The sequence below is a fragment of the Mesorhizobium sophorae genome, assembly GCF_002270415.1.
Lineage (GTDB): Bacteria > Pseudomonadota > Alphaproteobacteria > Rhizobiales > Rhizobiaceae > Mesorhizobium > Mesorhizobium sophorae.
Map to the genome: position 1 here is coordinate 527,534 of NZ_NNRI01000013.1, position 22,622 is coordinate 550,155.

General features: G+C 61.9%; 24 protein-coding genes and 1 tRNA gene. 14 read left to right on the plus strand and 11 right to left on the minus strand.

Annotated features, from left to right (window positions below):
- Positions 1-28: 28 nt before the first annotated feature.
- Positions 29-1,477, plus strand: a complete 1,449-nt coding sequence (locus CGZ66_RS21845; RefSeq protein ID WP_095087721.1) for an aromatic amino acid lyase — start codon at positions 29-31, stop codon at positions 1,475-1,477.
- Positions 1,478-1,533: 56 nt separating this feature from the next.
- Here the strand turns inward: CGZ66_RS21845 and CGZ66_RS21850 are convergent.
- A tRNA-Leu gene (locus tag CGZ66_RS21850) sits at positions 1,534-1,618 on the minus strand.
- 377 nt (positions 1,619-1,995) lie between these two features.
- On the opposite strand from CGZ66_RS21850, the gene tig reads away from it, so the two are divergent.
- The 5 genes from tig to CGZ66_RS21875 all read left to right on the plus strand — a co-directional run bounded on the left by tig (position 1,996) and on the right by CGZ66_RS21875 (position 6,911).
- Positions 1,996-3,471, plus strand: a complete 1,476-nt coding sequence (gene tig, locus CGZ66_RS21855; protein WP_095087722.1) for a trigger factor — start codon at positions 1,996-1,998, stop codon at positions 3,469-3,471.
- Between the two features lie 161 nt (positions 3,472-3,632).
- On the plus strand, positions 3,633-4,157 hold the full coding sequence (locus CGZ66_RS21860) for a hypothetical protein (RefSeq protein ID WP_095087724.1): 525 nt from the start codon (positions 3,633-3,635) through the stop codon (positions 4,155-4,157).
- 193 nt (positions 4,158-4,350) lie between these two features.
- Positions 4,351-4,731 (plus strand): c-type cytochrome, encoded by a 381-nt coding sequence (locus CGZ66_RS21865; RefSeq protein WP_095087725.1) that lies wholly within the window; start codon positions 4,351-4,353, stop codon positions 4,729-4,731.
- A gap of 33 nt (positions 4,732-4,764) precedes the next feature.
- Positions 4,765-5,700, plus strand: coding sequence for a heme o synthase (locus CGZ66_RS21870; protein ID WP_095087727.1), 936 nt, complete (start codon positions 4,765-4,767; stop codon positions 5,698-5,700).
- 398 nt (positions 5,701-6,098) lie between these two features.
- Complete coding sequence (locus CGZ66_RS21875) at positions 6,099-6,911, plus strand: DUF2189 domain-containing protein (protein WP_095088101.1); 813 nt, start codon at positions 6,099-6,101, stop codon at positions 6,909-6,911.
- A gap of 57 nt (positions 6,912-6,968) precedes the next feature.
- On the opposite strand, the gene CGZ66_RS21880 is transcribed toward CGZ66_RS21875, so the two are convergent.
- The 7 genes from CGZ66_RS21880 to CGZ66_RS21910 all read right to left on the minus strand — a co-directional run bounded on the left by CGZ66_RS21880 (position 6,969) and on the right by CGZ66_RS21910 (position 13,211).
- Complete coding sequence (locus CGZ66_RS21880) at positions 6,969-7,442, minus strand: aminoacyl-tRNA deacylase (RefSeq protein WP_095087728.1); 474 nt, start codon at positions 7,440-7,442, stop codon at positions 6,969-6,971.
- 42 nt (positions 7,443-7,484) lie between these two features.
- Positions 7,485-7,886 carry a cytochrome C oxidase subunit IV family protein gene (locus tag CGZ66_RS21885; protein WP_095087730.1) on the minus strand — a complete coding sequence of 134 codons (402 nt, stop codon included), beginning with the start codon at positions 7,884-7,886 and terminating at the stop codon, positions 7,485-7,487.
- A 9-nt stretch (positions 7,887-7,895) separates the two neighbouring features.
- Positions 7,896-8,615 (minus strand): heme-copper oxidase subunit III family protein, encoded by a 720-nt coding sequence (locus CGZ66_RS21890; RefSeq protein WP_095087731.1) that lies wholly within the window; start codon positions 8,613-8,615, stop codon positions 7,896-7,898.
- A 13-nt stretch (positions 8,616-8,628) separates the two neighbouring features.
- The gene (locus CGZ66_RS21895; protein WP_095087733.1) at positions 8,629-9,333 is read right to left on the minus strand and encodes a cytochrome c oxidase subunit 3; all 705 of its coding nucleotides are present in this window, start codon (positions 9,331-9,333) and stop codon (positions 8,629-8,631) included.
- A complete protein-coding gene (gene ctaD / locus CGZ66_RS21900) occupies positions 9,330-11,099 on the minus strand; it encodes a cytochrome c oxidase subunit I (RefSeq protein ID WP_095087735.1) in 1,770 nt (589 codons plus the stop codon). The genes CGZ66_RS21895 and ctaD overlap by 4 nt, the downstream gene beginning before the upstream one ends.
- 21 nt (positions 11,100-11,120) lie before the next feature.
- Positions 11,121-12,005 (minus strand): cytochrome c oxidase subunit II, encoded by an 885-nt coding sequence (locus CGZ66_RS21905; protein WP_095087736.1) that lies wholly within the window; start codon positions 12,003-12,005, stop codon positions 11,121-11,123.
- A gap of 303 nt (positions 12,006-12,308) precedes the next feature.
- Positions 12,309-13,211, minus strand: coding sequence for a LysR family transcriptional regulator (locus CGZ66_RS21910; RefSeq protein WP_095087738.1), 903 nt, complete (start codon positions 13,209-13,211; stop codon positions 12,309-12,311).
- Positions 13,212-13,568: 357 nt separating this feature from the next.
- On the opposite strand from CGZ66_RS21910, the gene CGZ66_RS41550 reads away from it, so the two are divergent.
- Entirely contained in the window at positions 13,569-15,479 is a 1,911-nt protein-coding gene (locus tag CGZ66_RS41550; RefSeq protein ID WP_342586868.1) for a serine hydrolase, read from the plus strand.
- A gap of 80 nt (positions 15,480-15,559) precedes the next feature.
- Here CGZ66_RS41550 and CGZ66_RS21920 read toward each other — a convergent pair whose 3' ends face one another.
- From CGZ66_RS21920 to map, 3 genes are all read right to left on the minus strand, one after another.
- Positions 15,560-16,321 carry a hypothetical protein gene (locus CGZ66_RS21920; protein ID WP_095087739.1) on the minus strand — a complete coding sequence of 254 codons (762 nt, stop codon included), beginning with the start codon at positions 16,319-16,321 and terminating at the stop codon, positions 15,560-15,562.
- 377 nt (positions 16,322-16,698) lie between these two features.
- Positions 16,699-17,457 (minus strand): RadC family protein, encoded by a 759-nt coding sequence (radC, locus tag CGZ66_RS21925; RefSeq protein ID WP_095088103.1) that lies wholly within the window; start codon positions 17,455-17,457, stop codon positions 16,699-16,701.
- 47 nt (positions 17,458-17,504) lie between these two features.
- Entirely contained in the window at positions 17,505-18,332 is an 828-nt protein-coding gene (gene map / locus CGZ66_RS21930) for a type I methionyl aminopeptidase (RefSeq protein WP_095087741.1), read from the minus strand.
- A gap of 200 nt (positions 18,333-18,532) precedes the next feature.
- On the opposite strand from map, the gene CGZ66_RS21935 reads away from it, so the two are divergent.
- The 7 genes from CGZ66_RS21935 to CGZ66_RS21965 all read left to right on the plus strand — a co-directional run bounded on the left by CGZ66_RS21935 (position 18,533) and on the right by CGZ66_RS21965 (position 22,483).
- On the plus strand, positions 18,533-18,958 hold the full coding sequence (locus CGZ66_RS21935) for a hypothetical protein (RefSeq protein ID WP_095087742.1): 426 nt from the start codon (positions 18,533-18,535) through the stop codon (positions 18,956-18,958).
- A 111-nt stretch (positions 18,959-19,069) separates the two neighbouring features.
- Positions 19,070-19,306: a hypothetical protein gene (locus CGZ66_RS21940; protein ID WP_095087744.1), complete on the plus strand. Its 237-nt coding sequence runs from the start codon at positions 19,070-19,072 to the stop codon at positions 19,304-19,306.
- A gap of 134 nt (positions 19,307-19,440) precedes the next feature.
- A complete protein-coding gene (locus CGZ66_RS21945) occupies positions 19,441-19,737 on the plus strand; it encodes a DUF982 domain-containing protein (RefSeq protein ID WP_095087745.1) in 297 nt (98 codons plus the stop codon).
- Between the two features lie 65 nt (positions 19,738-19,802).
- Entirely contained in the window at positions 19,803-20,189 is a 387-nt protein-coding gene (locus tag CGZ66_RS21950; RefSeq protein ID WP_245331165.1) for a DUF6074 family protein, read from the plus strand.
- A gap of 224 nt (positions 20,190-20,413) precedes the next feature.
- Entirely contained in the window at positions 20,414-21,643 is a 1,230-nt protein-coding gene (locus CGZ66_RS21955) for a pilus assembly protein TadG-related protein (protein WP_167392205.1), read from the plus strand.
- Positions 21,644-21,648: 5 nt separating this feature from the next.
- Complete coding sequence (locus tag CGZ66_RS21960) at positions 21,649-22,089, plus strand: TadE/TadG family type IV pilus assembly protein (RefSeq protein ID WP_167392206.1); 441 nt, start codon at positions 21,649-21,651, stop codon at positions 22,087-22,089.
- Complete coding sequence (locus CGZ66_RS21965; protein WP_095087747.1) at positions 22,079-22,483, plus strand: TadE/TadG family type IV pilus assembly protein; 405 nt, start codon at positions 22,079-22,081, stop codon at positions 22,481-22,483. The genes CGZ66_RS21960 and CGZ66_RS21965 overlap by 11 nt, the downstream gene beginning before the upstream one ends.
- Positions 22,484-22,622: the final 139 nt, after the last annotated feature.

Sequence of the window (22,622 nt, forward strand, 5' to 3'; positions counted from 1 at the left end):
GCGGTCTCCCACTTGGACGGTAAGAAGCATGCCAATCACCCTGTCGACGCGTGAAGACATCAACCTCGACACGGTTTTTCGTGTCGCCTGGAAGAAAGAGACGGTGGAGATCGGCGAGAAGGCGTTGCAGCGCATTGCCGAATGCCGAGCCTCGTTCCTCAGGCTCATCGAATCCGATCCGCCACCGGTCATCTACGGCGTAACCACCGCCATGGGGGAGTTGGCGAGCCGCAAGCTCGAACTTGACGAGCGGGATCGCCATGCGCGCATCAAGGCGTTCGCCGCCGCCACCTCGTTCGGCGATCCCTTGCCTGATCGGGTGGTCCGGGCGATCGTGCTTGCCCGACTGACCAACTTCATCGAGGGCAACGCAGCCACCACCCCACGCATCGCGCTCGCCGTTGCCGCGATGCTCGACGGTGGCCCGATGCCAACGGTACCGGCCTCCGGCCAGGGCGGCGCCGGCGAGATCCTGGCGCTCTACCCGCTGTTTGCCGAGCTTTCGGCGCGCTTCGACCTCGAGGTCAAGGAACGGGGCTCGCTGATCAACGGCTCGCCCTGCGCCGCCGCGCTGGTGGCCGACGCGGCGCTCGCGGCTCGCCGCCGCATCCGCATGGCGCACAAGGTGTTCGCACTGTCGATCGAAGCGTTTCGCGCCCCGCTCGAGCACTACGACGCTGCGCTCGATACGCTCTGGGGTGACGACCATGAAGCGGCGGCCCTCCAGGGGTTGCGGGAATTTCTGGTCGGCGCTGGAGACGGGCGGCGCAATTACCAGGCGCCGGTCAGCTATCGGATCGTGCCGCGCGTTCTCGGCCAGGCGCATCGTGCGCTGTCGTCCGCCGAGCGGGCGGCTACCGTCTCGCTGGCCGCGATATCCGACAATCCGGTCTACATCCCGCCGGACGACGCACATCCGCTTGGCCGCTGCATCAGCACCGGCGGCTATCACAACGCCATGGCGACGCCGGCGCTGGACGATCTGGCGGCCATATGGGCCGACATCTGCCTGCTCTGTGACCGTCATGCCTCCAAGCTTTTGAACGGCAAGGTGTCGCTGCTGCCCGATCTTCTGATGACCGGGCGGCATTGGGCCGACAGCGATGGCCACGGCAGTGTCGGCTATGTGCCGATGGCGATCACCGGCTATCTCGAGCAGGCCAAGCTCGCCGCGCAACGCACCTTCATTCCGGGAACGGAATCGGCCGGTGCCGGACAGGACGACGTCGCAACCACGCCGTTCTTCGCATGGACCAAGGAGGCGACAGCGGGCCGCTGTGTCGATGCGGCAATGGCGATGCTGGCGATGATGGCCTCGCAGGCGCTGCACGTGACCGAACGCGCGCCGCCGCCGGCGCTGCAGCCATTTGTCGATGACATCAGGGACATCATGCCGCCTGTCGGCGACGATCGCGTGCTGGGGCCCGAACTGGCGAACCTGGCCGCATGGTTCACAGGGAGAGCGTTCGAGGCTTAGGAGGACACTCTTCAGCTAACGAGCTTCAGCCGGCCTGCCACCCGAAGCGTGAAGAGTGGTGCGGATGAAGGGACTCGAACCCCCACGCCTTTCGGCACTGGAACCTAAATCCAGGGCGTCTACCAGTTCCGCCACATCCGCATGGACCGGCAATCCCATGTAGCCATCATTCTGTCAATGTCGGGAACAAGTGTTGGGGCCAGGACCAAAGGTTGGGTCAGGGCCAAAAATGTTGGTTGTTCGCCGAAATGCGAAGATGGTTGAAAATTAGCCTCGCCTGTGACAAAAGGCGTGTCGAATGTGACGGGACGCGACGATCCGCTTCTGCAAAATGTGATAAGAAGTAGGAAAAACAAGAACTTATTCACATTTTGGAACGCAGTTTGGGAGAGTTTGAGCCGTATTTTCGGTCAAATCGCCAGGTTCCGTACCAAAAGCCATTCCCGGCAAGATTATACCGGCAGGCTGTGAGCGGCAGAGGCCGTGGCAGTCTCATTGGTGAAAACAAAGGTTTTACGATGCAGGTCACCGAAACACTCAACTCCGGTCTCAAGCGCGAGATCAAGGTCACCGTGCCGGCCGGTGACATGGAAGCCAAGCTGATGGCGCGGCTTTCGGACGCCAGGAACAAGGTCCGCATCAACGGCTTCCGCCCCGGCAAGGTGCCGGTGCAGCACCTGCGCAAGGTCTACGGCAAGTCGTTCATGGCCGAAGTGGTCAACGAAATCCTCAATGATTCGACCCGCACGATCATTACCGGGCGTGGCGAAAAAGCTGCCATGCAGCCCGAGGTCATCATGACCGAGGACGAGAAGGAGGCCGAGAAGATCCTGGCCGGCGGCGCCGATTTCGAGTTCCGCCTCAACTACGAGATCATTCCGGCGATCGAGATCAAGGATTTCTCCGACATCAAGGTGACGCGCCAGGTGTTCGACGTGCCGGATACCGAGATCGACGAGCAGGTCCAGCGCGTTGCCGAATCGGCACGCAGCTACGAGCCGAAGAGCGGCAAGGCCGCCAATGGCGACCGCGTCACCATCGACTATGTCGGCAAGATCGACGGCGAGGCCTTCAATGGCGGTGCCGGCACCGATCAGCCGCTGGTGCTGGGCTCGAAGGAGTTCATCCCGGGCTTCGAGGATCAGCTGGTCGGCGCCAAGGCCGGTGACGAAAAACAGATCACCGTAACCTTCCCGGAAAACTACCAGGCGGCGCATCTTGCCGGCAAGGAAGCGACCTTCGACGTCACCGTCAAGGAAGTGTCCCAGCCCGGCGAACTGGAAATCAACGACGAGACCGCCAAGAACCTTGGCCTGGAATCGCTGGAGCGCCTGCGCGACGTCGTGCGTGGCCAGATCGAAAACCAGTTCGGCGCCATGACGCGCCAGAAGGTCAAGCGCCAGCTGCTCGACCAGCTCGACGCGTCCTATTCGTTCGAGGCGCCGTCGAAGCTCGTCGACGCCGAGTTCAACAACATCTGGGCCCAGGTCAATCGCGACCTGGAAGCGGCCGGCCGCACCTTCGCCGACGAAGAGACGACGGAAGACGAGGCACGCGCCGAATATCTGCGTCTTGCCGAGCGCCGCGTGCGTCTTGGCCTGGTGCTGGCTGAAATCGGCGAGAAGGCCGGCGTCACGGTGTCGGACGAGGAGCTGCAGCGCGGCCTGTTCGAGCAGGTCCGCCGCTATCCGGCCAACCAGCAGCAGGAAGTCTTCGAGTTCTACCGCAGCAACCCGGAAGCGTTGAACACGCTGCGGGCGCCGATGTTCGAGGAGAAGGTGGTCGACCATCTGCTCGGCCAGATCTCTGTCACCGATGTCAAGGTCAGCAAGGAAGAACTGATGGCCGACGACGAGGAGGCCGATACCGCCGTCAAGGCGAAGCCGGCGAAGAAGACCGCTGCGAAGAAGGCTGACGACAAGAAGGCCGACGACGCGGAAGAGCCCAAGAAGAAGGCCGCGCCGAAAAAGAAGGCCGCCAAGGACGCCGAATAAGCCCGGCGCTCCATAGAATCGACGAAGGCCGCCCTTTGAGGCGGCCTTTTTCGTTGCTAAGCTGCAACAGCCGGAACGCTTCGCGGGTGGCGGCCATTGGTGATACGAAGCTTTGATGATTATCTTCTATCGCAAGCCGCTTGGGTCGTCGGAGACGCGCGTTGAGACTGTTCGTCGAAGTGGGACACGCCTCGGCAATGGCGCTGGTCCTCGTTTCGGTCTGCGGCATTGCCCGCGCCGATACGGTGCTTGACAATTGGCGGTTCGACACGGCCGAGGACGGTCTCGTCACGGCATCGCTCTATGCCACCAACAAGCTGATCACAGGCGGCGGCGCGTTGAGCTACAGCCCGATCCTGACCATTGGTTGCCGGGTAGACAGCGAACCGCGCTGGACCGAATGGCTGCAACTGAACGACACCGTTTCGGCCAGCCGGAAGATCACCGTGTCGGTCACGCTCGACCAGGGCGGCAAGTTCGATGAAAGCTGGTCGGTCGGGCCGCGCGGCCGCAGGCTGATGCGCGACGGCGCCGACGGCATCAAACGGCTCGGCGCCGCAAACCGACTCCAGCTTTCCTGGCGGTTCGGGTTGCTGTCGGGGCGAGGGGAGGCCGATTTCGATCTCGCGGGATTCGATGAAGCCATCAGCCAGGTTGCTGGCAGCTGCAATACGAATGTGCCCTGAGCCGCTGCAGACGACCTAAACCTTTGCGCGGCCGACCTCTTCTACCCGCCGGCCAGAATCCGTGGTACATAGGTGCCGCAATTCCATTTGGGGGAGAATCCGATAATCTGTTCTGCCGTGCAAGGCGCGTTGCTGGTGGGCCCGGTATGCGCAGATTATCTCAGGCACATTTGACGATCAGGGAGGAAAAGTCATGCGTTTGGTCGCGTTTTTCGCCGTCGTGTCTGTTGCAACCTTCGTTGCCAATCCATCGCAGGCTCAGGATGCTGTGGCTGGCGAGAAGGTCTTCACCAAATGCAAGGTCTGCCACGTCGCAGACGAGGACAAGAACAAGATCGGTCCATCGCTGCATGGCGTCATCGGCCGCGTCGCCGGCACGCATCCGGATTTCAAATATTCCGATGCCATGATCGCGGCCGGCAAATCCGGCGTCAAATGGGACGAACCAACACTGACCACCTATCTTCACGATCCCAAGGCCATGGTCAAAGGGACCAAGATGGCGTTTCCCGGCCTCAAGAACGATGCAGACGTGGCCAACGTCATTGCCTATCTGAAAACGTTCTCCAAGTGACCTGGCTCGCTCGCGCGCATCCATCGGTCCGAGATGTCGACTAGGGAAAACCGCCTCAAGGATACCGGCATCCGTCTCTCGGAAGCGACGGCGGGTGATTTCTTCGCGCTTTTGAAGCCCAGGGTCATGGCGCTTGCCGTATTCACCGCCTTCGTTGGCCTGATGGCGGCGCCTGGCGCGATGAATCCGGTCATCGCCGTGATTGCAATCGGTGCGATCGCGATCGGAGCAGGAGCGGCCGGGGCCCTCAACATGTGGTACGACGCGGACATTGACGCGCTGATGTCGCGCACGTCAAAGCGGCCGGTGCCGTCGGGCCGCGTCACGCCGGGTGAAGCTCTCGGCTTCGGCCTGGTGCTCTCCGCGCTTTCGGTGATGACGCTCGGCGTGCTGGTGGACTGGCTTGCCGCATCGCTGCTGGCCTTCACCATCTTCTTCTACGTCGTCATCTATACGATGTGGCTGAAGCGATCGACGCCGCAGAACATTGTCATCGGCGGCGCGGCCGGTGCCCTTCCTCCTGTCATTGGCTGGGCGGCTGCAACCGGCGCCGTCAGCGCTGAAAGCGTCGTCCTGTTTCTGATCATCTTTCTGTGGACGCCGCCGCATTTCTGGGCGCTCGCGCTCTTCAAGGTCGGCGACTACGCCGCTGCCGGCATCCCGATGATGCCGAACGTTGCCGGTCAGGCCTCGACCAGAAAACAGATGTTCGCCTATTCACTGCTGCTGGCGCCAATCGGCGTGCTGCCCTGGGCGTTCGGATTCGCGAGCGGGTTCTATGGAATTGTTTCGGCCGCATTGGGCGCGGGGTTCATCTGGCACGCCTGGAAGGTTCTGGTCGTTTCAGACGAGGAGATGAAGCCTGCAAAGGCGCTGTTTGCCTTCTCGATTTTTTATCTTTTCGCGGTCTTTGCCATACTGCTTGCCGACAACGTCGCAACGCGAGCGTTCATGCCAGCCGGAGGTTGACGGCATAAAGGAAACCCGCCGGATCGATATGGCCGAACTGTAATTGCTGCATTGAAGACGTTGCAGACCAGGGCCTGCTCGAACATCACGATGGTATTGCGCAGAATCCCAGGATCAGCAGGGCGACTATGCCAAGGCCGAGTATGAGAAGCGTCCTTCCGTCCATGACCTTCAACCTTTGCGCGGCCAAAAAGGGCGCGCGGCGCTGTACGAGAATAGCGAAAAAGCACCACCAGAGCTAGCCGGACAGCCGGAGGTCTTCTGACAAAGGGCGACAAGTCCCTGGCAAGAGAGTATGTTGATTCCGGTGCAGGTCGCGGTTTTGCGTGGCCAGTCTCGCAGAACGACGGCACCGCGAAACCGCGACCTTACCGGACCTGGTCTGGAGGGAAATGGTCATGGCAAGCTTTCATGTGATCGCAGGCGCCAGCGAGACGCTGGAACATACCAAGATTCGAAAAATCGGTGTTTCCGACCTTTTCGACGCGCTCAAACGGGGCGTTGACGATTTCATGGTCAAGCCGTCGCACATCGTATTTCTCTGCCTGATCTATCCGCTCGTGGGTGTCGTGCTCGCCGCCTGGACTTCGGGCGCCAATGCGTTGCCGTTGCTGTTTCCGCTGGTCTCCGGGTTTGCGCTGATTGGCCCCTTCGCGGCGATCGGCCTCTATGAAATCAGCCGCAGACGGGAGGCCGGTCTCGACACCTCCTGGAGGCACGCTTTCGAGGTCAGGAATTCTCCGGCGCTGCCGGCCATCGCGGCGGTTGGAATCATGCTGTTTGCGATCTTCATCGCCTGGCTTTTGACCGCGCAGATGTTCTACGAATATCTTTTCGGCCCGGCGCCGCCAGAATCGATATCCGGCTTCATCAATGAAATATTTGCCACCGGCCGCGGCTGGACGCTGATCATCCTTGGGCACGTCATCGGCTTCGTCTTCGCAGTGGTGGTGTTGTGCACAACGGTCGTCGCGTTCCCATTGTTGCTCGACCGCGACGTCGGCGCCTACGAAGCCATCCACACCTCGGTGCGTGCGGTGCTGGCGAACCCGATCACCATGGCTGTCTGGGGACTGATCGTCGCCGTTGCCCTGATCATCGGCTCGCTGCCGGTGTTCGCCGGACTGGCCGTCGTATTGCCGATCCTCGGTCACGCCACCTGGCATGTCTACCGCAAGGTCGTGGAGTCGCCCGCCAGACCGGCGAGTTGAGAGGCAGGTTCTGCCGGACTGCACCGGCGAAGGACCGGTGCAGTTCGATCGAGGCCGTCAGTAAGCCGGGTGACTGAAGCTAGCCTGGTATGCGCCCATGGTCAGGTTGCGGAAATCCTTGCCGCTGACATGCACCAGCGTTCTATGGTCGCCGCCTTCGAAGTAGATATCGGCGGCATCGCCAAGGCTTTCATCGACAATAACCGGCACATCATAGGCTGCGCCGATCGGCGGGATGGCGCCGGTATCGCAATCATCGAAGAGCGAAATCACCTCGTCCTCGGAGGCGAGTCCGAGACGCTTGTCCATGACGTCTTGCAACCTGCCAAGTTCGATCCTGTGGGTGCTCGGAACCACGGCCAGCGTGTAGCCAAGCTCGTGGTGAACGACCACGGATTTAGCCATGATGCTGCCGGGGACATGCGCGGCTATTGCCGACTGCCGGCTTGTTGACGTGCGATGATGAGCGACGGTGTCGTAGGAAATTCCCTTGCCGTCGATGAAGTCCTTCAGCCTGTTTGCGATCGTCATCTTGGCCTCCTTGCCGGAGTTCGCGACGCACGGGTTTGCGCGTCAGTGCCCGGATCCGAAAAACGCCAGCCTGGTGAAAAGGGTGTAGTCGGCTTCGAAGACCATCATTGTCGTGAACACCAGCACCAGTATCGGCGGCAGGATGATCGCATAGGCCAGCGCCAGCCGTTCCCAGGCCATGTGCATGAAGACGGCGACGATCAGCCCTGCCTTGAGGATCATGAAGATCAGGATCAGCGACCATCTGAGATAGCCTTGCAGGCCGAAATAATCGACCAGGTAGGAGCAGGTGCTGAGGATGAACAGCCAAGCCCAGACCACCAGATAAAGCTTGATGGGATGTTCCTGATGCTGGTCGGCGTGGGCGACGGCCGCCGGCGCCTCATGTGCATGACCAGCATGTAGCGCGTGTTGTCCGAGGCCGTTTGCGGTTGCTTCTGCCATGTCTGCCTCTCACCAAAGATAGAAGAATGCGAAGATGAACACCCAGACCAGGTCGACGAAGTGCCAGTACAGCCCCATGATCTCGACGTTCTCGTAGCGGCCCGTTCGGCTGGTGAAGAAACCACGCCGTCCGGTGTCGAAATCGCCGCGCCAGACCTTTCGCGCCACAATGATCAGGAAGATCACCCCAATCGTCACATGAGTGCCGTGGAAACCGGTGATCATGAAGAAAGACGAACCGAATTGTGCAGCGCCCCAGGGATTGCCCCAGGGCCGCACCCCTTCAGTGATCAGCTTGGTCCATTCGAAGGCCTGCATGCCGACAAAGGTCGCGCCGAGTGCCGCGGTCAGAAGCATGAGGATTGCCGTCTTGCGGCGGTCGCGGCGATAGCCGAAATTGGCCGCCATGGCCATCGTTCCGCTGCTTGAGATCAGCACGAAGGTCATGATGGCAATCAGGATCAGCGGGATATCCGAGCCGCCGATGCGAAGCGCAAAGACTTCGCTCGGATTGGGCCACGGCACGCGTGTCGACATACGCGCGGTCATGTAGGAGAGCAGGAAGCAGCCGAAGATGAAGGTGTCGCTGAGCAGGAAGATCCACATCATGGCCTTGCCCCAGGACACGTTCTTGAACGCACGCTGATCCGAGGACCAGTCGGCGGCAATGCCTTGCCAGCCTGAGGGCCGTGGCTCCGTCTTGCCGATATGCGTCAGTGTCTCTGCCATCCGCTTGATCCCTTCAGGTCAGCAACTGTCGGCAAATGTCGATGAACGTAGCGGCCCAACCGGCCAGCAGGGCAAAGATGGCGAGCCAGACTAAGAGCAGGAAATGCCAGTACATGGCGCACAGTTCGACGCCGAGGCGAAGCCGCTCGGGTCGTGCTCCGTTCCATGCGCCGACAGTTGTTCTGCCCAGGCCCACCAGCCCGCCCAGTATGTGCAGGCCATGCATGCCGGTGATCAGGTAGAAAAAGCTGTTGGCCGGATTCGAGCTCAGCAGATAGCCGTCGTCGGTCATCTGCCGCCATGCCATGAGCTGTCCGATCAGGAAGGCAAGCGCCGTGAGCCCGGCCGTCGCAAGGCCAAGCCTGACCATGTCGATCTGACCGTTGCGTGCCGCCACCACGGCGCATTGCAGCGCGATGCTGCTCAGGACCAGCACGCCCGTGTTCAGCCAGAGCAGGCGCGGCAGCGGCAGAGGCCGCCAGTCCGACAGGCCCATGCGCATAAAGTAGGCGCTGGTGAACAGCGAAAACAGGCAGCCGACGACGGCGAGGAAGACGCCGAGGCCGATCTTGGCGGTGGGCAGCGCCGACCGGTCGAGGCCGACAAAATCGCCGGCCAGACCTTGTTCTAGCCATGGCTTGGCGGTCAGCCGCTGGTGCGAAAGCCACCATCCGGCAAACCCGGCAATGACGAGCAGGAAGACCAGGATCACGCTCATGCCGGCTCCCTCGAGGGGCCGAAGGTGCCCGGCATGTTCTGCGGGATGAAATCCTCCTTGGCGCCCGGTACGCTGTAGTCATAGGGCCAGCGATAGACGATCGGCAGATCCTTGCCGAAATTGCCGTGCGTCGGCGGTGTATGCGGCGTCTGCCATTCGAGGGTCGTGGCCCGCCACGGATTGCCGCCGGCCTCGCGGCCATGGCGGATGCTCCAGATCAGATTGAACAAGAACACCATTTGGGCAAAGCCGACGATGAAGGCCATGATGCTGATGAACGAGTTCAGGTGGTGGGCCGATTCCGTCATGATGGTCATGTCGGTCAGTTCAGCGTAGCGCCGCGGCACGCCCATCAGGCCTAGGTAGTGCATGGGGAAGAAAATCAGGTAGGCGCCGAGGAACGTGACCCAGAAATGGAACCGGCCCAACATCTCGTCGAGCATCCGGCCGGTGACCTTCGGGTACCAATGGTAGATCGCGCCAAAAACCACGAGGATCGGGGCGACACCCATGACCATATGAAAATGGGCGACGACGAACATCGTGTCGGACAGCGGAACATCGACGACGACATTGCCGAGAAACAACCCGGTCAGCCCGCCGTTCACAAAGGTGACGATGAACGCCAGGGCGAAGAGCATGGGTACGGTGAGATGGATGTCGCCCCGCCATAGGGTGAGCACCCAATTGTAGACCTTGATGGCGGTCGGAACGGCGATGATGAGCGTCGTGGTGGCGAAGAAGAAGCCAAAATAGGGGTCCATCCCGCTGACATACATGTGGTGCGCCCAGACCACGAAGCTCAGCGCGCCAATGCCGACGATGGCCCAGACCATCATCCGGTAGCCGAAGATGTTCTTGCGTGCATGGGTGCTGATCAGGTCGGATACGATGCCGAACGCCGGCAGCGCCACGATGTAGACCTCGGGATGGCCGAAGAACCAGAACAGGTGCTGGAACAGGATCGGGCTGCCGCCATTGTGCTGCAGTTGCTCGCCCATCTCGGAGATCGCCGGCATGAAGAAGCTGGTGCCGAGGGCGCGGTCGAGCAGCATCATCACGCAGGCGACAAACAGCGCCGGAAAGGCGAGCAGGGCCATGACGGTCGCGGTGAAGATGCCCCAGACGGTCAGCGGCAGGCGCATCATTGTCATGCCGCGCGTACGGCCCTGCAGCACGGTCACCACATAGTTCAGGCCGCCCATCGTGAAACCGATGATGAACAGGATCAGCGAGGACAGCATCAGGATGATGCCCCAGTCCTGGCCGCCTGGTGTGCCGCTCATGATGGCTTGCGGCGGGTAGAGCGTCCAGCCGGCCCCGGTCGGTCCGCCGGGCGCAAAGAAGCTCGACACCAGAACCAGCACGGCGAGCAGGTAGATCCAGTAGCTCAGCATGTTGACATAGGGAAAGACCATGTCACGCGCGCCGACCATCAATGGGATCAGATAGTTGCCAAAGCCACCGAGGAAGAGGGCGGTGAGCAGGTAGATCACCATGATCATGCCGTGCATGGTGATGAACTGGTAGTAGGCTTCCGGAGTGATGAAGTCGAACGTACCGGGGAAGCCGAGCTGCAGCCGCATCAGCCAGGACAGCACCAGGGCGACCAGGCCTATTCCCGTCGCTGTCGCCGAATACTGGATGGCGATGACCTTGGCGTCCTGCGAGAAGACGTATTTCGTCCACCAACTGTGCGGATGGTAGAGTTCCACCTCCGCGACTTCGGCCGGCGGGATGCCATCTGCAGGCGTGATGTCGACCATAGGAACACCTCCGTGTCCTTTTCAGCGAGACCCGACCGTTTCGAGCTTTGCTGCAATATTCAAACCTGACGCCGTCGTCTTGCCCGGCGCCTGGTCTGCCGAGCCCGTTTGCTGGGGTGCCGACAACTGGGCGAAAGTCTGTTGCTGGCCAAGCCAGGCCAGATAGTCTTGCTGGGTGTCGACCATGACCACACCATGCATCAAAGGATGGCCTTGGCCGCAAAGTTCGGCGCACAAGACCTGAAAGGTTCCGGTCTTGGTCGGGGTGAACCAGAAATAGGTGACCGAGCCAGGGATCATGTCCATCTTGGCGCGGAATTCCGGCACATAGAAATCGTGCAGCACATCGATCGAGCGGAGCAGCATCTTGACCGGCTTGCCGACCGGCAGATGCAGATCAGCCGCCTCGACCACGACATCGTCCTGACCATTGGGATCGCTGGCGATCACGCCCAGCGGATTGTCAGAGGTGACGTCACGGGTGTCGGATGTGCCAAGCTTGCCGTCCTTGCCCGGCAGGCGGAAACTCCACTGCCACTGCTGGCCAACGACTTCGACGTCGGTTGCGTCGCTCGGGACGTTGACAAACCGGCTCCAGACGAACAGGCCGGGAACCAGCAACGCCGTGACCCCTACCGCCGTGACGATCGTCAGCCACGATTCGAGCCGTTTGTTCTCCGGTTCGTAGGCAGCCCGGTTTCCGTCCCGATGACGGAAGCGGAAGACGCAATAGGCCATGAACAGAACCACCGCGGAGAAGACGACGCCGGTGATCCAGAAGGTGATGATGATGGTGTTGTCGATATAGCTCCAGTTCGAGGCAATCGGCGTCCACCACCATGGGCTCAGGAGGTGAAACAACACCGAGCCCACGACGACCAAAACGAGTACAAGCGCTACGGCCATGTCCCGTCCTCCCGGCATTCGAGGGCGCGCGAAGCTGTCCCGGCGAATGCCAAGGTCATCATGCTTGATTTGCGATCGAAATTCCAGAGCCGACTATCTTGACGGGAAAAATGCACCCTTTTTGCCGCCGCGACCTTTCGAAAAGGCCGTTTCCAGGCCCTCATGCTGGATTGGCCTTTCCGCCTGATGGTTGCCGGCAGTTGCAACACCGATTCGCCCCAGATCCGCGGCGCTCGCGTGAATGGCGCTCAAATCCGTTGCAGCGCCGGCAGCCAAAAGCTTCCGCGAAACCGTGCGGATCGATTACGCGCCGACAGCAATCTCCTGGATGAAATCCAGAAGCGCCCTGACCTTCGCCGGCGGGAGATGGCGCGAGGGGTGATAGGCATAGAGCGGATAGAGTTCCTCCGACCATTCCGGCAGGATCTGAACAAGCTCGCCTCGCGACAGTAGAGGCGCCAAGCCGATCGCGAGGCTCTGGAAAATGGCTTGACCGGCCAGGCAAGCGGCGATCGCGACCGAAGGGTCATCCATCACCAGACGACTGGAGACCTTGACCTCCTTGACCTCCCCGCCGCGCCGGAACTCCCAGGGAAAGGGCAGGCCGGTCTGGGGATCGCGGAACAGAAGCGCTTCGTGATGGACGAGATCATGGGGTGATCGCGGCTCGCCGTGCTTTTCGAGATAGGCCGGAGCGGCGACCGTCAGGATGCGGGTCTCCAGCAGCTTGCGCACGATGAGGGACGACTCATCGGGAGGCCCGAAGCGCACCGCCACGTCGACGCCGGTCATCATCTCCTGGCGATAGTTGCTGGTCAGGAAATCGACCGACAGCAGGGGATAGCGAACCAGAAACGCCTGCAGCTTCGATGCAAGCACCATACGCGCGAACCACGGGTCCACCGAGACGCGCAGCCGGCCGCGCACCACCGCCGCCGCGCCCGCGGCCTCGGCGGCCGCCTCATCCAGGCCAGCCAGAAGCGGCATCACCTGCGTGTGGAAGCGGCGGCCTTCCTCGGTAAGGCTGACCTCGCGTGGATTGCGATCGAAAAGCCGAACACCGACCCGCGCTTCCAGGCGCGCGACGGCCCGACTCACCGCTGACGGCGTCAGGCCGAGCATCTCCGCGGCGCGGGCGAAATTCCCTGCCTCCGTTACCGCTGCCAGGACACCGACACCGGTCAGAAGCCGTGTATCGAAAACCATTCGATCTCCCTTCGCCCTGCACGTCTCCGCCGGAGCCTAACGCGATCAGCAGTGAATCTGAGTCACTTTAGCACTGATCCTTATGCGCGTGAATCATGTCATGGCACGACTTACAAGGGTGACGTCCTGGCAACGCCGGGGGCGAACGGCCGAGCAAATCGGATTTCCTTCGATCCGGAAAGGAGTTAGCCATGGACCACCTCACACGCAGGACGATGCTTCAGCGCGGCGGAATGCTGGGAGCCATTCTGGCTCTCGATACGGTCAGCCCCGCTTTGGCCGGAACAACGGCGGCCGGTTCGTCCGTGCGGTTCAAGGCGATCGACGCCGCCTTGCGACGGCGTCTCAAAGAACGACGTGGCCGGCGTCATCGCCGTCGCGGCGACACCGAAAGGCATTGTCTACGAGGGTGCCTTCGGCAAGGCGAACGTCGCAACGGGCACACCGATGACGCTCGACACGGTGTTCTGGCTGCTGTCGATGACCAAGGCCTTCACGGCGACGGCCTGCATGCAGCTGATCGAGCAGGGCCGCCTGCATCTGGATGACGACGCGGCGAAATACCTGCCTGAACTGGCCGCGCCGCAGGTTCTCGACGGCGTTGCCGAGGACGGAACGCCGCGACTGCGGCCGGCCAGGCGTGCGATCAAGGTGCGCCATCTGCTGACGCATACCTCCGGCTACACCTACTCGATCTGGAGCGAGGCTCTGACCCGCTACGAGAAGGTGACGGGTATGCCCGACATCGCGACCTGCAAAAATGCTGCCTTCGCGGCTCCGCTCGAATTCGAGCCTGGCGAGCGGTGGGAATACGGCATCAGCATTGACTGGGTCGGCAAGCTGGTCGAGGCGGTGTCGGATCAGTCGCTCGAGATCTACTTTCGTGAGAACATCTTCGCGCCGCTAGGCATGAAGGATTCAGGCTTTCTGATCGGGGCCGGGCAGAAGCGGCGCGTCGCTACCTTCCACAATCGCCGCGCCGACGGCGGGCTGGAGCCGGCGCCCTTCGAGATGCCGCAGCGGCCGGAGTTCTTCATGGGCGGTGGCGGTGCTTTCTCGACGCCGCGAGACTACATGGCGTTCCTGCAGGCGCTGCTGAACGGAGGCGCGCTGCATGGCGTCCGAATCCTGCGTCAGGAGACGGTCGCCATGATGATGCAGAACCAGATCGGCGAGCTGAACGTCCAGCAGATGCGCTCGGCGCAGCCGTCCTATTCCCGCAGCTTCGACCAGTTCCCGGAACAGCCGCATAAATGGGGCCTGTCTTTCGACATCAACACCCAGCCGGGACCGAACGGGCGCTCCGCCGGCAGCATCGCCTGGGCAGGCCTGCTCAACTGCTACTTCTGGCTCGACCCGGTGAAGCACATCACCGGCGCGCTGTTCACCCAGGTCCTGCCCTTTTTCGACGAGCAGATCGTCGCGCTCTACGGCGAATTCGAGCGCGGTCTCTACCGCGGGCTCGATCTCGCCTGCCGGCCTGTCCGCGCCGTGGTCAGGGACGCCAACAAAGGTGAAGAATGGGCGGCACGCGGCTGCGAGGTCGTACTTGCCGGACTTGAGGACGCCGCGGCGCTGACAGCTGCGTTCACCGGCGCCGAGGGGGTCTTCATCCTGCCCCCATCGGAGTTCGACCCCGAGCCCGGCTACCCCGAGGCTCGCAAGGTCATCGACGCCATCGTCGAAGCGCTGAAGGCCGCGCTGCCGGACAGAGTGCTTTGCCTGTCGACGATTGGAGCCGATGCAGCGCAGGACAATCTCTTGTCGCAGCGCACGATGCTGGAAGAGGCGCTCTCGGCGCTGCCGTTGCCGGTGACCTTCCTGAGACCGGGTTGGTTCCTCGAAAACGCAATGTGGGATGTCGCCTCCGCACGCGACACAGGTGTGCTCTCGAGCTTCCTGATGCCTGCCGACAAGCCGTTCGCGATGGTCGCGACGAGCGATGTGGGGCGGATTGCGGCGGACCTGATCCAGGAGCATTGGACGGGCAGGCGCGTGGTCGAACTCGAAGGCCCGCGCCGTGTCTCGCCCAACGACCTGGCGATCGCCTTCACCAAGGCGTTGGGACGGCCGGTGCGGGTCGAAACGGTGCCCCGGGACACTTGGGAGGGCCTGTTCCTATCCCAAGGCATGAAAAATCCGGGGCCGCGCATGCGCATGCTGGACGGCTTCAACGAGGGCTGGATCGACTTCGCCAATCAAGGCGCAAGTGCTGTCAAGGGACGCATTGGCCCCGAAGAAATTATCGCGACGCTTTGTTCAACGTGAAAGTCGAGACCAGGAAACAGCAACGCCGCCAGGCCAGGCCCGGCGGCATCTTCCTAGACTGCTGTTTTGGGTCGCGATACCTACGGTGTCCCCGCCTTCTGGAGCGCGTCGGCCATTTGGTCGATCTTGTCGGCAAGCACGCCCTCGGCCCAATCCGTGACATCGGCGTCGACCGGCTTGTTGGCCATGTCCGTCAGCGCCGCGTCGAGCGATGCCTGATCGGTGCCGACCGTTGCCGCGTCAGCCGCCGCTTGGGCCTGGGCGGCCGTCGCGTTGTCGGCGGCGACAACGGCCTGCTGAGCAGCGATCTGATCGTTCAGGTCCTGGATTTGTTCAGGCGTGGCGGACGGGTCCGCCTGCAGCGTGGTCAACTGCGCATTCAGGGCATTCAGCTTATCCTGGGCGTCGGCCGCCGCCGCGGCCGCCTCGTCAGCCGCGATCTGGGCGTTCTTGGCTATCGCGGACTGCGTCACGAAGGCCTGAATGCCGGCGAACTTCTTGCTCTTGGAGTTCATGTAGGCGTTGATGTTGCGCTGCAGCGAGTTCAGCCGGCCAAGCTTGGCATGGATGTTCTTGTCCTTGTGCACGGACTTCGTATTGACCGTGGTGTCGGTCGTTGTGTCCGTTACCGCCTTGGCCGCCCGCCCCGGAGCCGACGCAGACTTGCCATGCGAAGCCCCGCTCTTGCCGTTGCCGCCGGCGTGGCCGTGCCCGTTGCCGTTGCCTCCACCATTGCCGCCAGCATTGCCACCGCCGTTGCCGTGCCCGTTTCCGGCGAGCGCCGGAGACGCAAGAAGCGCCAATGCGGCGAGCGCCGCTAACAGAGTTTTTCGGTTTGTCATGATATCTCCTCCTTGAGGAACCTCCGCCCAACCGCTAGAGCAGCGTCATATGAGGATTCACTAATCGTGCGCAATAAACTTTAGACAAATACGGTTTCAATGCGCGAGCCTGACAACCAACGAACTCCATAACCATTTGATATTCCAATATAAATCAACGCCATGAGACCGTCGCGGCACTGAAGTCCCATACCGGCCAGACCATGGTCCTAGTCTGCCCACCAGCGGCACGGTAACGGTGGTCGAGTGGTTGTCGGAAAGGCGTTGAAACAAGGGAAGTCGGTGGGTGCGATCCAGTGCGGCGCCACCGATATGTCACGCGCGAACGCCTGGCTTCTCCCGGCAAACACGACTTCGCCAGCGTATAGCTCATCGCACTAGATCAGCAGCAGGCCCTTCATGCTGGAATAGCCTTTGCGCCCGATGATGATGTGGTCATGCACGGCGATGCCCAGTCGCTTGGCCGCGTCGACGATCTCCTTCGTCATCTCGATGTCGGCGCGCGATGGCGTCGGATCGCCTGACGGATGGTTGTGCACCAGAATGATCGCGGTCGCCGAGAGGTCGAGCGCGCGCTTGATCACCTCGCGTGGGTAGACAGGCGTGTGGTCGACGGTGCCGACCTGTTGCACCTCGTCGGCGATCAGCGCGTTCTTCTTGTCGAGGAACAGGATGCGGAACTGCTCGCGCTCCTCGAAGGCCATTGCCGAGCGGCAATAGTCGAGAAGCTGCGTCCATGAGGAGAGGACCTCGCGGCCATGGACCTCGCCGCGCGCCATGCGCTGCGCGGTCGCCGCGACGACCTTCAGGTCGAGCGCCACCGCGGGGCCGATGCCCTTGACCTCCTGCAGCAATGCAAGCGGTGCGCCAAGCACTTCGGCCAGCGTGCCGAAGCGCGCCAGAAGCGCCTTGGCCACCGGTTTGGTGTCGGCGCGGGGGATCAGGCGAAAGAGCAGAAGTTCCAACAATTCGTAGTCGGGCAGGGCCTCCGGACCGGCCGTGGCAAAGCGCTCGCGCAAGCGGTCGCGATGGCCGAGATAATGCGGCTTGTCGTTGAGCGCCTTTGCTTTCGCCGCTGGCCGGACCGGCACTTCGGAGAAGAAGCCTCGCTCGTCGTCGTCGCTTCCGGTCCCCACGAGCTGCTCCGCATTTTCCTGGGCCGGAAAGAACCGGCAAAACAAGGCTAGGCCGGCAGGCCGGGGCGGTCGAGCTTGTTGGGCGACAGGGTGAAAATCTCGCAGCCGGTGTCGGTGACGCCGATCGTGTGTTCGTACTGTGCCGACAGCGAGCGGTCGCGTGTCACCGCGGTCCAGCCATCCGACAGCACCTTCACATGCGGCCGGCCGAGATTGATCATCGGCTCGACGGTGAAGATCATGCCTGGACGCATCTCGACGCCCTCATTGGCGCTGCCATAGTGCAGGATGTTGGGTGCGTCGTGGAAAAGCTGGCCGACGCCGTGGCCGCAGAAATCGCGCACCACCGAGCAGCGCTCGGCCTCGGCATAGGTCTGGATGGCGGCGCCGATGGCGCCGGTGCGGGCGCCGGGCCTGATCGCCGCAATGCCGCGCATCAGGCATTCATGGGTGACCTCGAGCAGGCGCTCGGCGGCGCGCTTGATGGTGCCGACCGGGTACATGCGCGAAGAATCGCCGTGCCAGCCGTCGAGGATGTAGGTGACGTCGATGTTGACGATGTCGCCATCCTTGAGCGGCTTGTTGTCGGGAATGCCATGGCAGACGACATGGTTGATCGAGGTGCAGGACGATTTCGTGTAGCCGCGATAGTTGAGCGTTGCCGGCAGCGCGCCGTGGTCCATGCCGAATTCGAAGACGAAGCGGTCGATGGCTTCTGTGGTGACGCCGGGCTCGACCATCGGCACCAGTTCGTCGAGACAGCGCGCGGTGAGATCGCATGCCTTGCGCATGCCGGCAAAGCCTTCCTCGCCATAGAGGCGGATCTGGCCGGTGTTTCTGAGTGGTGCCGTGGCGGCGTCGAGATAGGTGACCATTTTGTCCGTGCAACCGATGAGGCCCTTTGAAAGAGCCGACGTGAAAATCTCCCCAGATTTGGCATTTGAGGGCAAAAGGTTCAAGGAAGAACTGCCCGATATAGCCGTGCACTTCGGATATTCGCCTTGCAGGAGGTGATGTCTTGCCGGTTTTTGCCCGGCTTGCTTTCCTTTCCGGCCATCGTGCGCTAGGGCGGGCGATGTTTTCGAGACCGCTTCCCTTCACGGCGGCCAGGCGCACCAGATTGCTTCAAGCGCCGCTGACGGCTGCCTGCTCATGCCTGATGGGCATGGTGCTGCTGGCGATGCTGTGCCTCGGCTGCCCGGACGTGCCAGCCTTCGTGCACGCTGCATCGGGCGATGCCGCCAGCGTCGGCCTGGAGCGGTCTGGCGAGGCGGCGGCGCCGTTGCGTGTCACCGGCAAGGCGCAGGCACTGGAGGTTCGCGCCGGGCGGCCGGCCCTGGTCAAGTTCGCCAGCGGTCATCCCGCTTTGCCGGTTCTCGACGCTGCTTTTCTTTGGATTGTACGGACTTCGCCGAAAGCGGTTGTTTCGGGATACGGAGCACCCGCCGGCCCCGAGGCAAATGCCCATCAGCCGCGCGCACCGCCGGCCATCGCGGCCTGAGCGGTCCAGGACCGCAGCTTCACCTCATTTCCATCCCTGTTCGCGTCGTGATCGTGCCGCGGCCGTCGGCCGAGCACCAATCGCGCGGCGTGTCGTTTCCGGACCATTTCAATGCAACGCATCAAGACATTCAAAACCCTGTCGCGCGCCATTTCGGCTGCCGCGTTCCTCTCCGTCCAGGCGCTCATCTGCATCGGAACCGTCTATTGGGCGGTTGCCGAGACTCTCGGCCTGTCGGAAATGGCGGCACTTGTCCTCGGGGGCATCTTCGCCGTGCCGACGATCCTTGTGCTGATCACGGCCGTGCGCATGGCTTTCGACGCTGAGACGGATTCGGCGAACCAGTAAGCCTGGCGGCCCTTGGCGCGGTCGCGATCACAAAGGGGTCGCGACCGCAGTGACGACACATTTCTGCGCCAAAGGCGGTCGAAGCAATTTTTGACGACGAACAGCATTGGGACGCCGGTTCGGGAGATAGGGACATGGACAGACTGCAATTCGAGGTTCCGGTGCGCATAGCACCCGCGCCCGGCCTGCCAGTCGAGGAGATCTACAGCGTCGAACAGGCGCCCGATATTCTTCAGGGCTGGCCTGTGCGCCGTCAGGGCCCGATCTATCAGAAGGCATTCAACGCCTGCTTTGGCGCCACGGTGGACGTGGTCAAGACCGAAGATGCCTGCCGGGCGTTCATGGCGTTTTGTCGGGCGAGCGGACTGATAGCCAGGGACATGATGAGGCCGCGCAAGCGTGGCGGCGAGGCGAGAACGCTGCAGGCTTGAAGGCCGCCGCCGTTTTCACCTCCTCCGATTGAAATGCCGACGATCGCGATTGGACCGACACGGCGATGCCGTGGGCGGATCTGGACGCGTCAATGCCAGCGCCGTTAAGCTTCCGTTTCCACATTCGCGGCTACGCCATTGCTTGTTCAGCAATGGTTGATTCGTTGCGTCAGTTCATGGTTCGGAAGATGTCCCCAGAAAAAGTCCGCGCATTCCCGATTGATCGTCAAACAGTGCTGGTGAGGGAAGTCGCCGCCAAACTCGACAACCTGCATGGCGATACCGCCACTTCGTTCTGGAGGGCCAAGGCGTCGGAGTTGCTCGATCTCGTTGTCGGATCCGGCAGAGACAAAATAGCGGCTAGCGATGAAGTGCGCAGATTCTTCCTTGCCGTACAGCGCGAGATGTCGGCCAGAGCGGCCGCCGGGTCGACACCAATTCTATCCGCGTGAAGTCCGGGCCATCCGGCAAGCAGGGGCACGTGTAACTCGCTTCGCAATTGCCCAGTTAGCAAATGGTAAACTATCTCCGGCGCGAGCTTTCTGCTCACCGAGCTGTCCTGTGCGCGTTGATTAGCCAACAAACAGCTTGTTTTGGAAGCCAATAGATCACTGCTCAAAAATGAACCGAACTTTTTAGCCCTTCGTTCATATATGCATGTTTTCTAATCTATTTCATGACCCTCAGTTGCTTTACCCGAATTCGGCTTAGAGAGAACGGCTTTTGCCGGGGTACGAACGCAAACGTCGCCACCATCTTCGCCCTGACCTTGCCGATCGTCGTCGGCGCCGCAGGCTTAGGGGTGGAAACCTCCTACTGGTACTACAACAGCCTGAGGCTGCAGGCGACCGCCGATGCCGCGGCCTATGCCGGCGCGCTCGAACAGATCTCAGGGTCCGACAAGCCGACGATCGTCGCGGCCGCAACCCAGTCGGCCGCATCAAATGGGCTGGGCTCCGGTACGATCGTCGTCAATACGCCGCCAGCATCCGGGCCGAACACGGCGAAGAAGGCGGTCGAGGTCATCGTCGGCCAGAACCTCGACCGGATGTTCACCTCGCTCTTCACGCAGGGCCAGGTTCCCGAACAGGCGAGGGCGGTGGCCCTGATCACAAATGCTTCGAAGGCCTGCGTGCTCGCGCTCGATCCGTCCGCTTCGCAGGCGGCATTGTTTTCCGGCAACACCAGCGTCAAGCTCATCGGCTGCTCGGTGATGTCCAACTCGATCGCGTCTGACGCCATCAAGCTTCAAGGCTCGGCGGGGCTCCAGGCCGATTGCCTGATAACGGCGGGCGGCGTCTCTCTCAGCAATCCCGTCACGACCGTCTGCGCGGCCCCGATCACCCAGGCTTTGCCTGCCGCCGATCCATTTGCCGACCTGCCGGCCCCCGCGGCCTCGAACCCTTGCCAGAACGCCAACAAGTCGACGCTGAAACCCGGCACCTATTGCAGCGGGCTCAGCCTCAGCGGCACCGTTACGCTGCAGCCCGGCGTCTATGTCATCCAGAGTGGCGATTTCAAGGTGAATGCGAACGCCAATGTCTCTGGTGACGGCGTCACCATTTACCTCGCTGGCTCCTCGCGCGTGTCGATGAACGGTAACGCCACCGTTTCTTTGAGCGCCCCGACATCAGGCACTTATTCCGGCGTGCTGATGTATGGTGACAGAACGAGTACAGGCGGACAGAGCACTTTCAACGGCACGGCCGCTTCGCTGCTGACGGGCGCGCTTTATTTCCCCAAGCAGCAGGTCAACTATCTCGGCAACTTCTCTGGCCAGAACGGATGCACCCAGGTCGTTGCGGACACGATCCAATGGTCCGGCAACTCAACCATCAGTCAGGATTGCACGAGCCTCGGAATGCGCGACATTCCGGCCACGCAGTCCGTGGCACTGGTCGAGTAGCCGCCATGGAACGCCGATCGATGCCGATGCTGCACGATAAAGCCGGGGTTGCCGCGGTCGAGTTCGCGATGGTCCTGCCCTTCCTGTGCGTGGCGCTGCTCGGCATCGCCGATGGCTGGTCCTATATGACGAACTCGATGTCGATGCGCGCCGGCGTGAAGACCGCCGCGAACCTGGTCATGGGAGGATCGACCAATGATACGGCGACCCAGGCTGTTGCCATTTCGAGCTGGGAGAAACGGCCCTCGGATGGCCAGGTCACGCTAAGCCGGATTTACATGTGCGGGACGACCGTGGTCGACGCTTCGGCCTTGTGCAGTGGGCCGAAGGTGCCATCGGTCTATGTTCAGATCCAGGCATCGGCCACCTGGGTGCCGCCCTTCACCTTCGGCGTTTTTTCCGGCTCCAGCGTCATCGGCCACTCGGAGGTTATCCGTGTCCGCTAGGGCAGGCGCATTCAGACGGGATCGATCGGGTGGCGCCGGGTTGGAATTCGCGCTGATCGCGCCCTTTCTCATCATGCTGCTGTTCGGGATCTTCGCCTTCGGCTGGGCTATGAACTCGGTGTCCAGCGTTCGCTATACGCTGGAGACATCATCACGCTCGTTGCAGCTTCAGAACACGCTGACCCAGGCCGACATCCAATCCATCGCCACACAGAAATTGCAGGCCCTGGGTTTGAAGGATGTGAACGTCACGATCGCCATCGATCCGGCGAGCGGTGGCTTCCGCATGGCGCATCTGACCGCAACCTATGCCTTCGCCATCAACTTCCCCTACTTCAGCGATTTCCCGATCAACTACGCGACCACCGTTACCGTGCCGCTGGTCGGCAGTTAGGCGCGTGGTCTGCCTAGTGTGGGCTTTTGGCGTGACGCAAGACGGGTACGGTTCTCAGGGCTATTGCGTCAAGACGCACGCGATTGATTGGTGTCACAGCGGCGAGCAGCACGATACCGACTTCAACGAGCAGCAGACG

Excerpts from the sequence above, each read along its gene's own strand:
- CGZ66_RS21845 (WP_095087721.1), top strand. The coding sequence starts at position 29 with ATGCCAATCACCCTGTCGACGCGTGAAGACATCAACCTCGACACGGTT.
- tig (WP_095087722.1), top strand. The coding sequence starts at position 1,996 with ATGCAGGTCACCGAAACACTCAACTCCGGTCTCAAGCGCGAGATCAAG.
- CGZ66_RS21865 (WP_095087725.1), top strand. The coding sequence starts at position 4,351 with ATGCGTTTGGTCGCGTTTTTCGCCGTCGTGTCTGTTGCAACCTTCGTT.
- CGZ66_RS21870 (WP_095087727.1), top strand. The coding sequence starts at position 4,765 with ATGTCGACTAGGGAAAACCGCCTCAAGGATACCGGCATCCGTCTCTCG.
- CGZ66_RS21875 (WP_095088101.1), top strand. The coding sequence starts at position 6,099 with ATGGCAAGCTTTCATGTGATCGCAGGCGCCAGCGAGACGCTGGAACAT.
- CGZ66_RS21880 (WP_095087728.1), bottom strand. The coding sequence starts at position 7,442 with ATGACGATCGCAAACAGGCTGAAGGACTTCATCGACGGCAAGGGAATT.
- CGZ66_RS21885 (WP_095087730.1), bottom strand. The coding sequence starts at position 7,886 with ATGGCAGAAGCAACCGCAAACGGCCTCGGACAACACGCGCTACATGCT.
- CGZ66_RS21890 (WP_095087731.1), bottom strand. The coding sequence starts at position 8,615 with ATGGCAGAGACACTGACGCATATCGGCAAGACGGAGCCACGGCCCTCA.
- CGZ66_RS21895 (WP_095087733.1), bottom strand. The coding sequence starts at position 9,333 with ATGAGCGTGATCCTGGTCTTCCTGCTCGTCATTGCCGGGTTTGCCGGA.
- ctaD (WP_095087735.1), bottom strand. The coding sequence starts at position 11,099 with ATGGTCGACATCACGCCTGCAGATGGCATCCCGCCGGCCGAAGTCGCG.
- CGZ66_RS21905 (WP_095087736.1), bottom strand. The coding sequence starts at position 12,005 with ATGGCCGTAGCGCTTGTACTCGTTTTGGTCGTCGTGGGCTCGGTGTTG.
- CGZ66_RS21910 (WP_095087738.1), bottom strand. The coding sequence starts at position 13,211 with ATGGTTTTCGATACACGGCTTCTGACCGGTGTCGGTGTCCTGGCAGCG.
- CGZ66_RS21920 (WP_095087739.1), bottom strand. The coding sequence starts at position 16,321 with ATGACAAACCGAAAAACTCTGTTAGCGGCGCTCGCCGCATTGGCGCTT.
- map (WP_095087741.1), bottom strand. The coding sequence starts at position 18,332 with ATGGTCACCTATCTCGACGCCGCCACGGCACCACTCAGAAACACCGGC.
- CGZ66_RS21935 (WP_095087742.1), top strand. The coding sequence starts at position 18,533 with ATGTTTTCGAGACCGCTTCCCTTCACGGCGGCCAGGCGCACCAGATTG.
- CGZ66_RS21940 (WP_095087744.1), top strand. The coding sequence starts at position 19,070 with ATGCAACGCATCAAGACATTCAAAACCCTGTCGCGCGCCATTTCGGCT.
- CGZ66_RS21945 (WP_095087745.1), top strand. The coding sequence starts at position 19,441 with ATGGACAGACTGCAATTCGAGGTTCCGGTGCGCATAGCACCCGCGCCC.
- CGZ66_RS21950 (WP_245331165.1), top strand. The coding sequence starts at position 19,803 with ATGCCGTGGGCGGATCTGGACGCGTCAATGCCAGCGCCGTTAAGCTTC.
- CGZ66_RS21955 (WP_167392205.1), top strand. The coding sequence starts at position 20,414 with ATGACCCTCAGTTGCTTTACCCGAATTCGGCTTAGAGAGAACGGCTTT.
- CGZ66_RS21960 (WP_167392206.1), top strand. The coding sequence starts at position 21,649 with ATGGAACGCCGATCGATGCCGATGCTGCACGATAAAGCCGGGGTTGCC.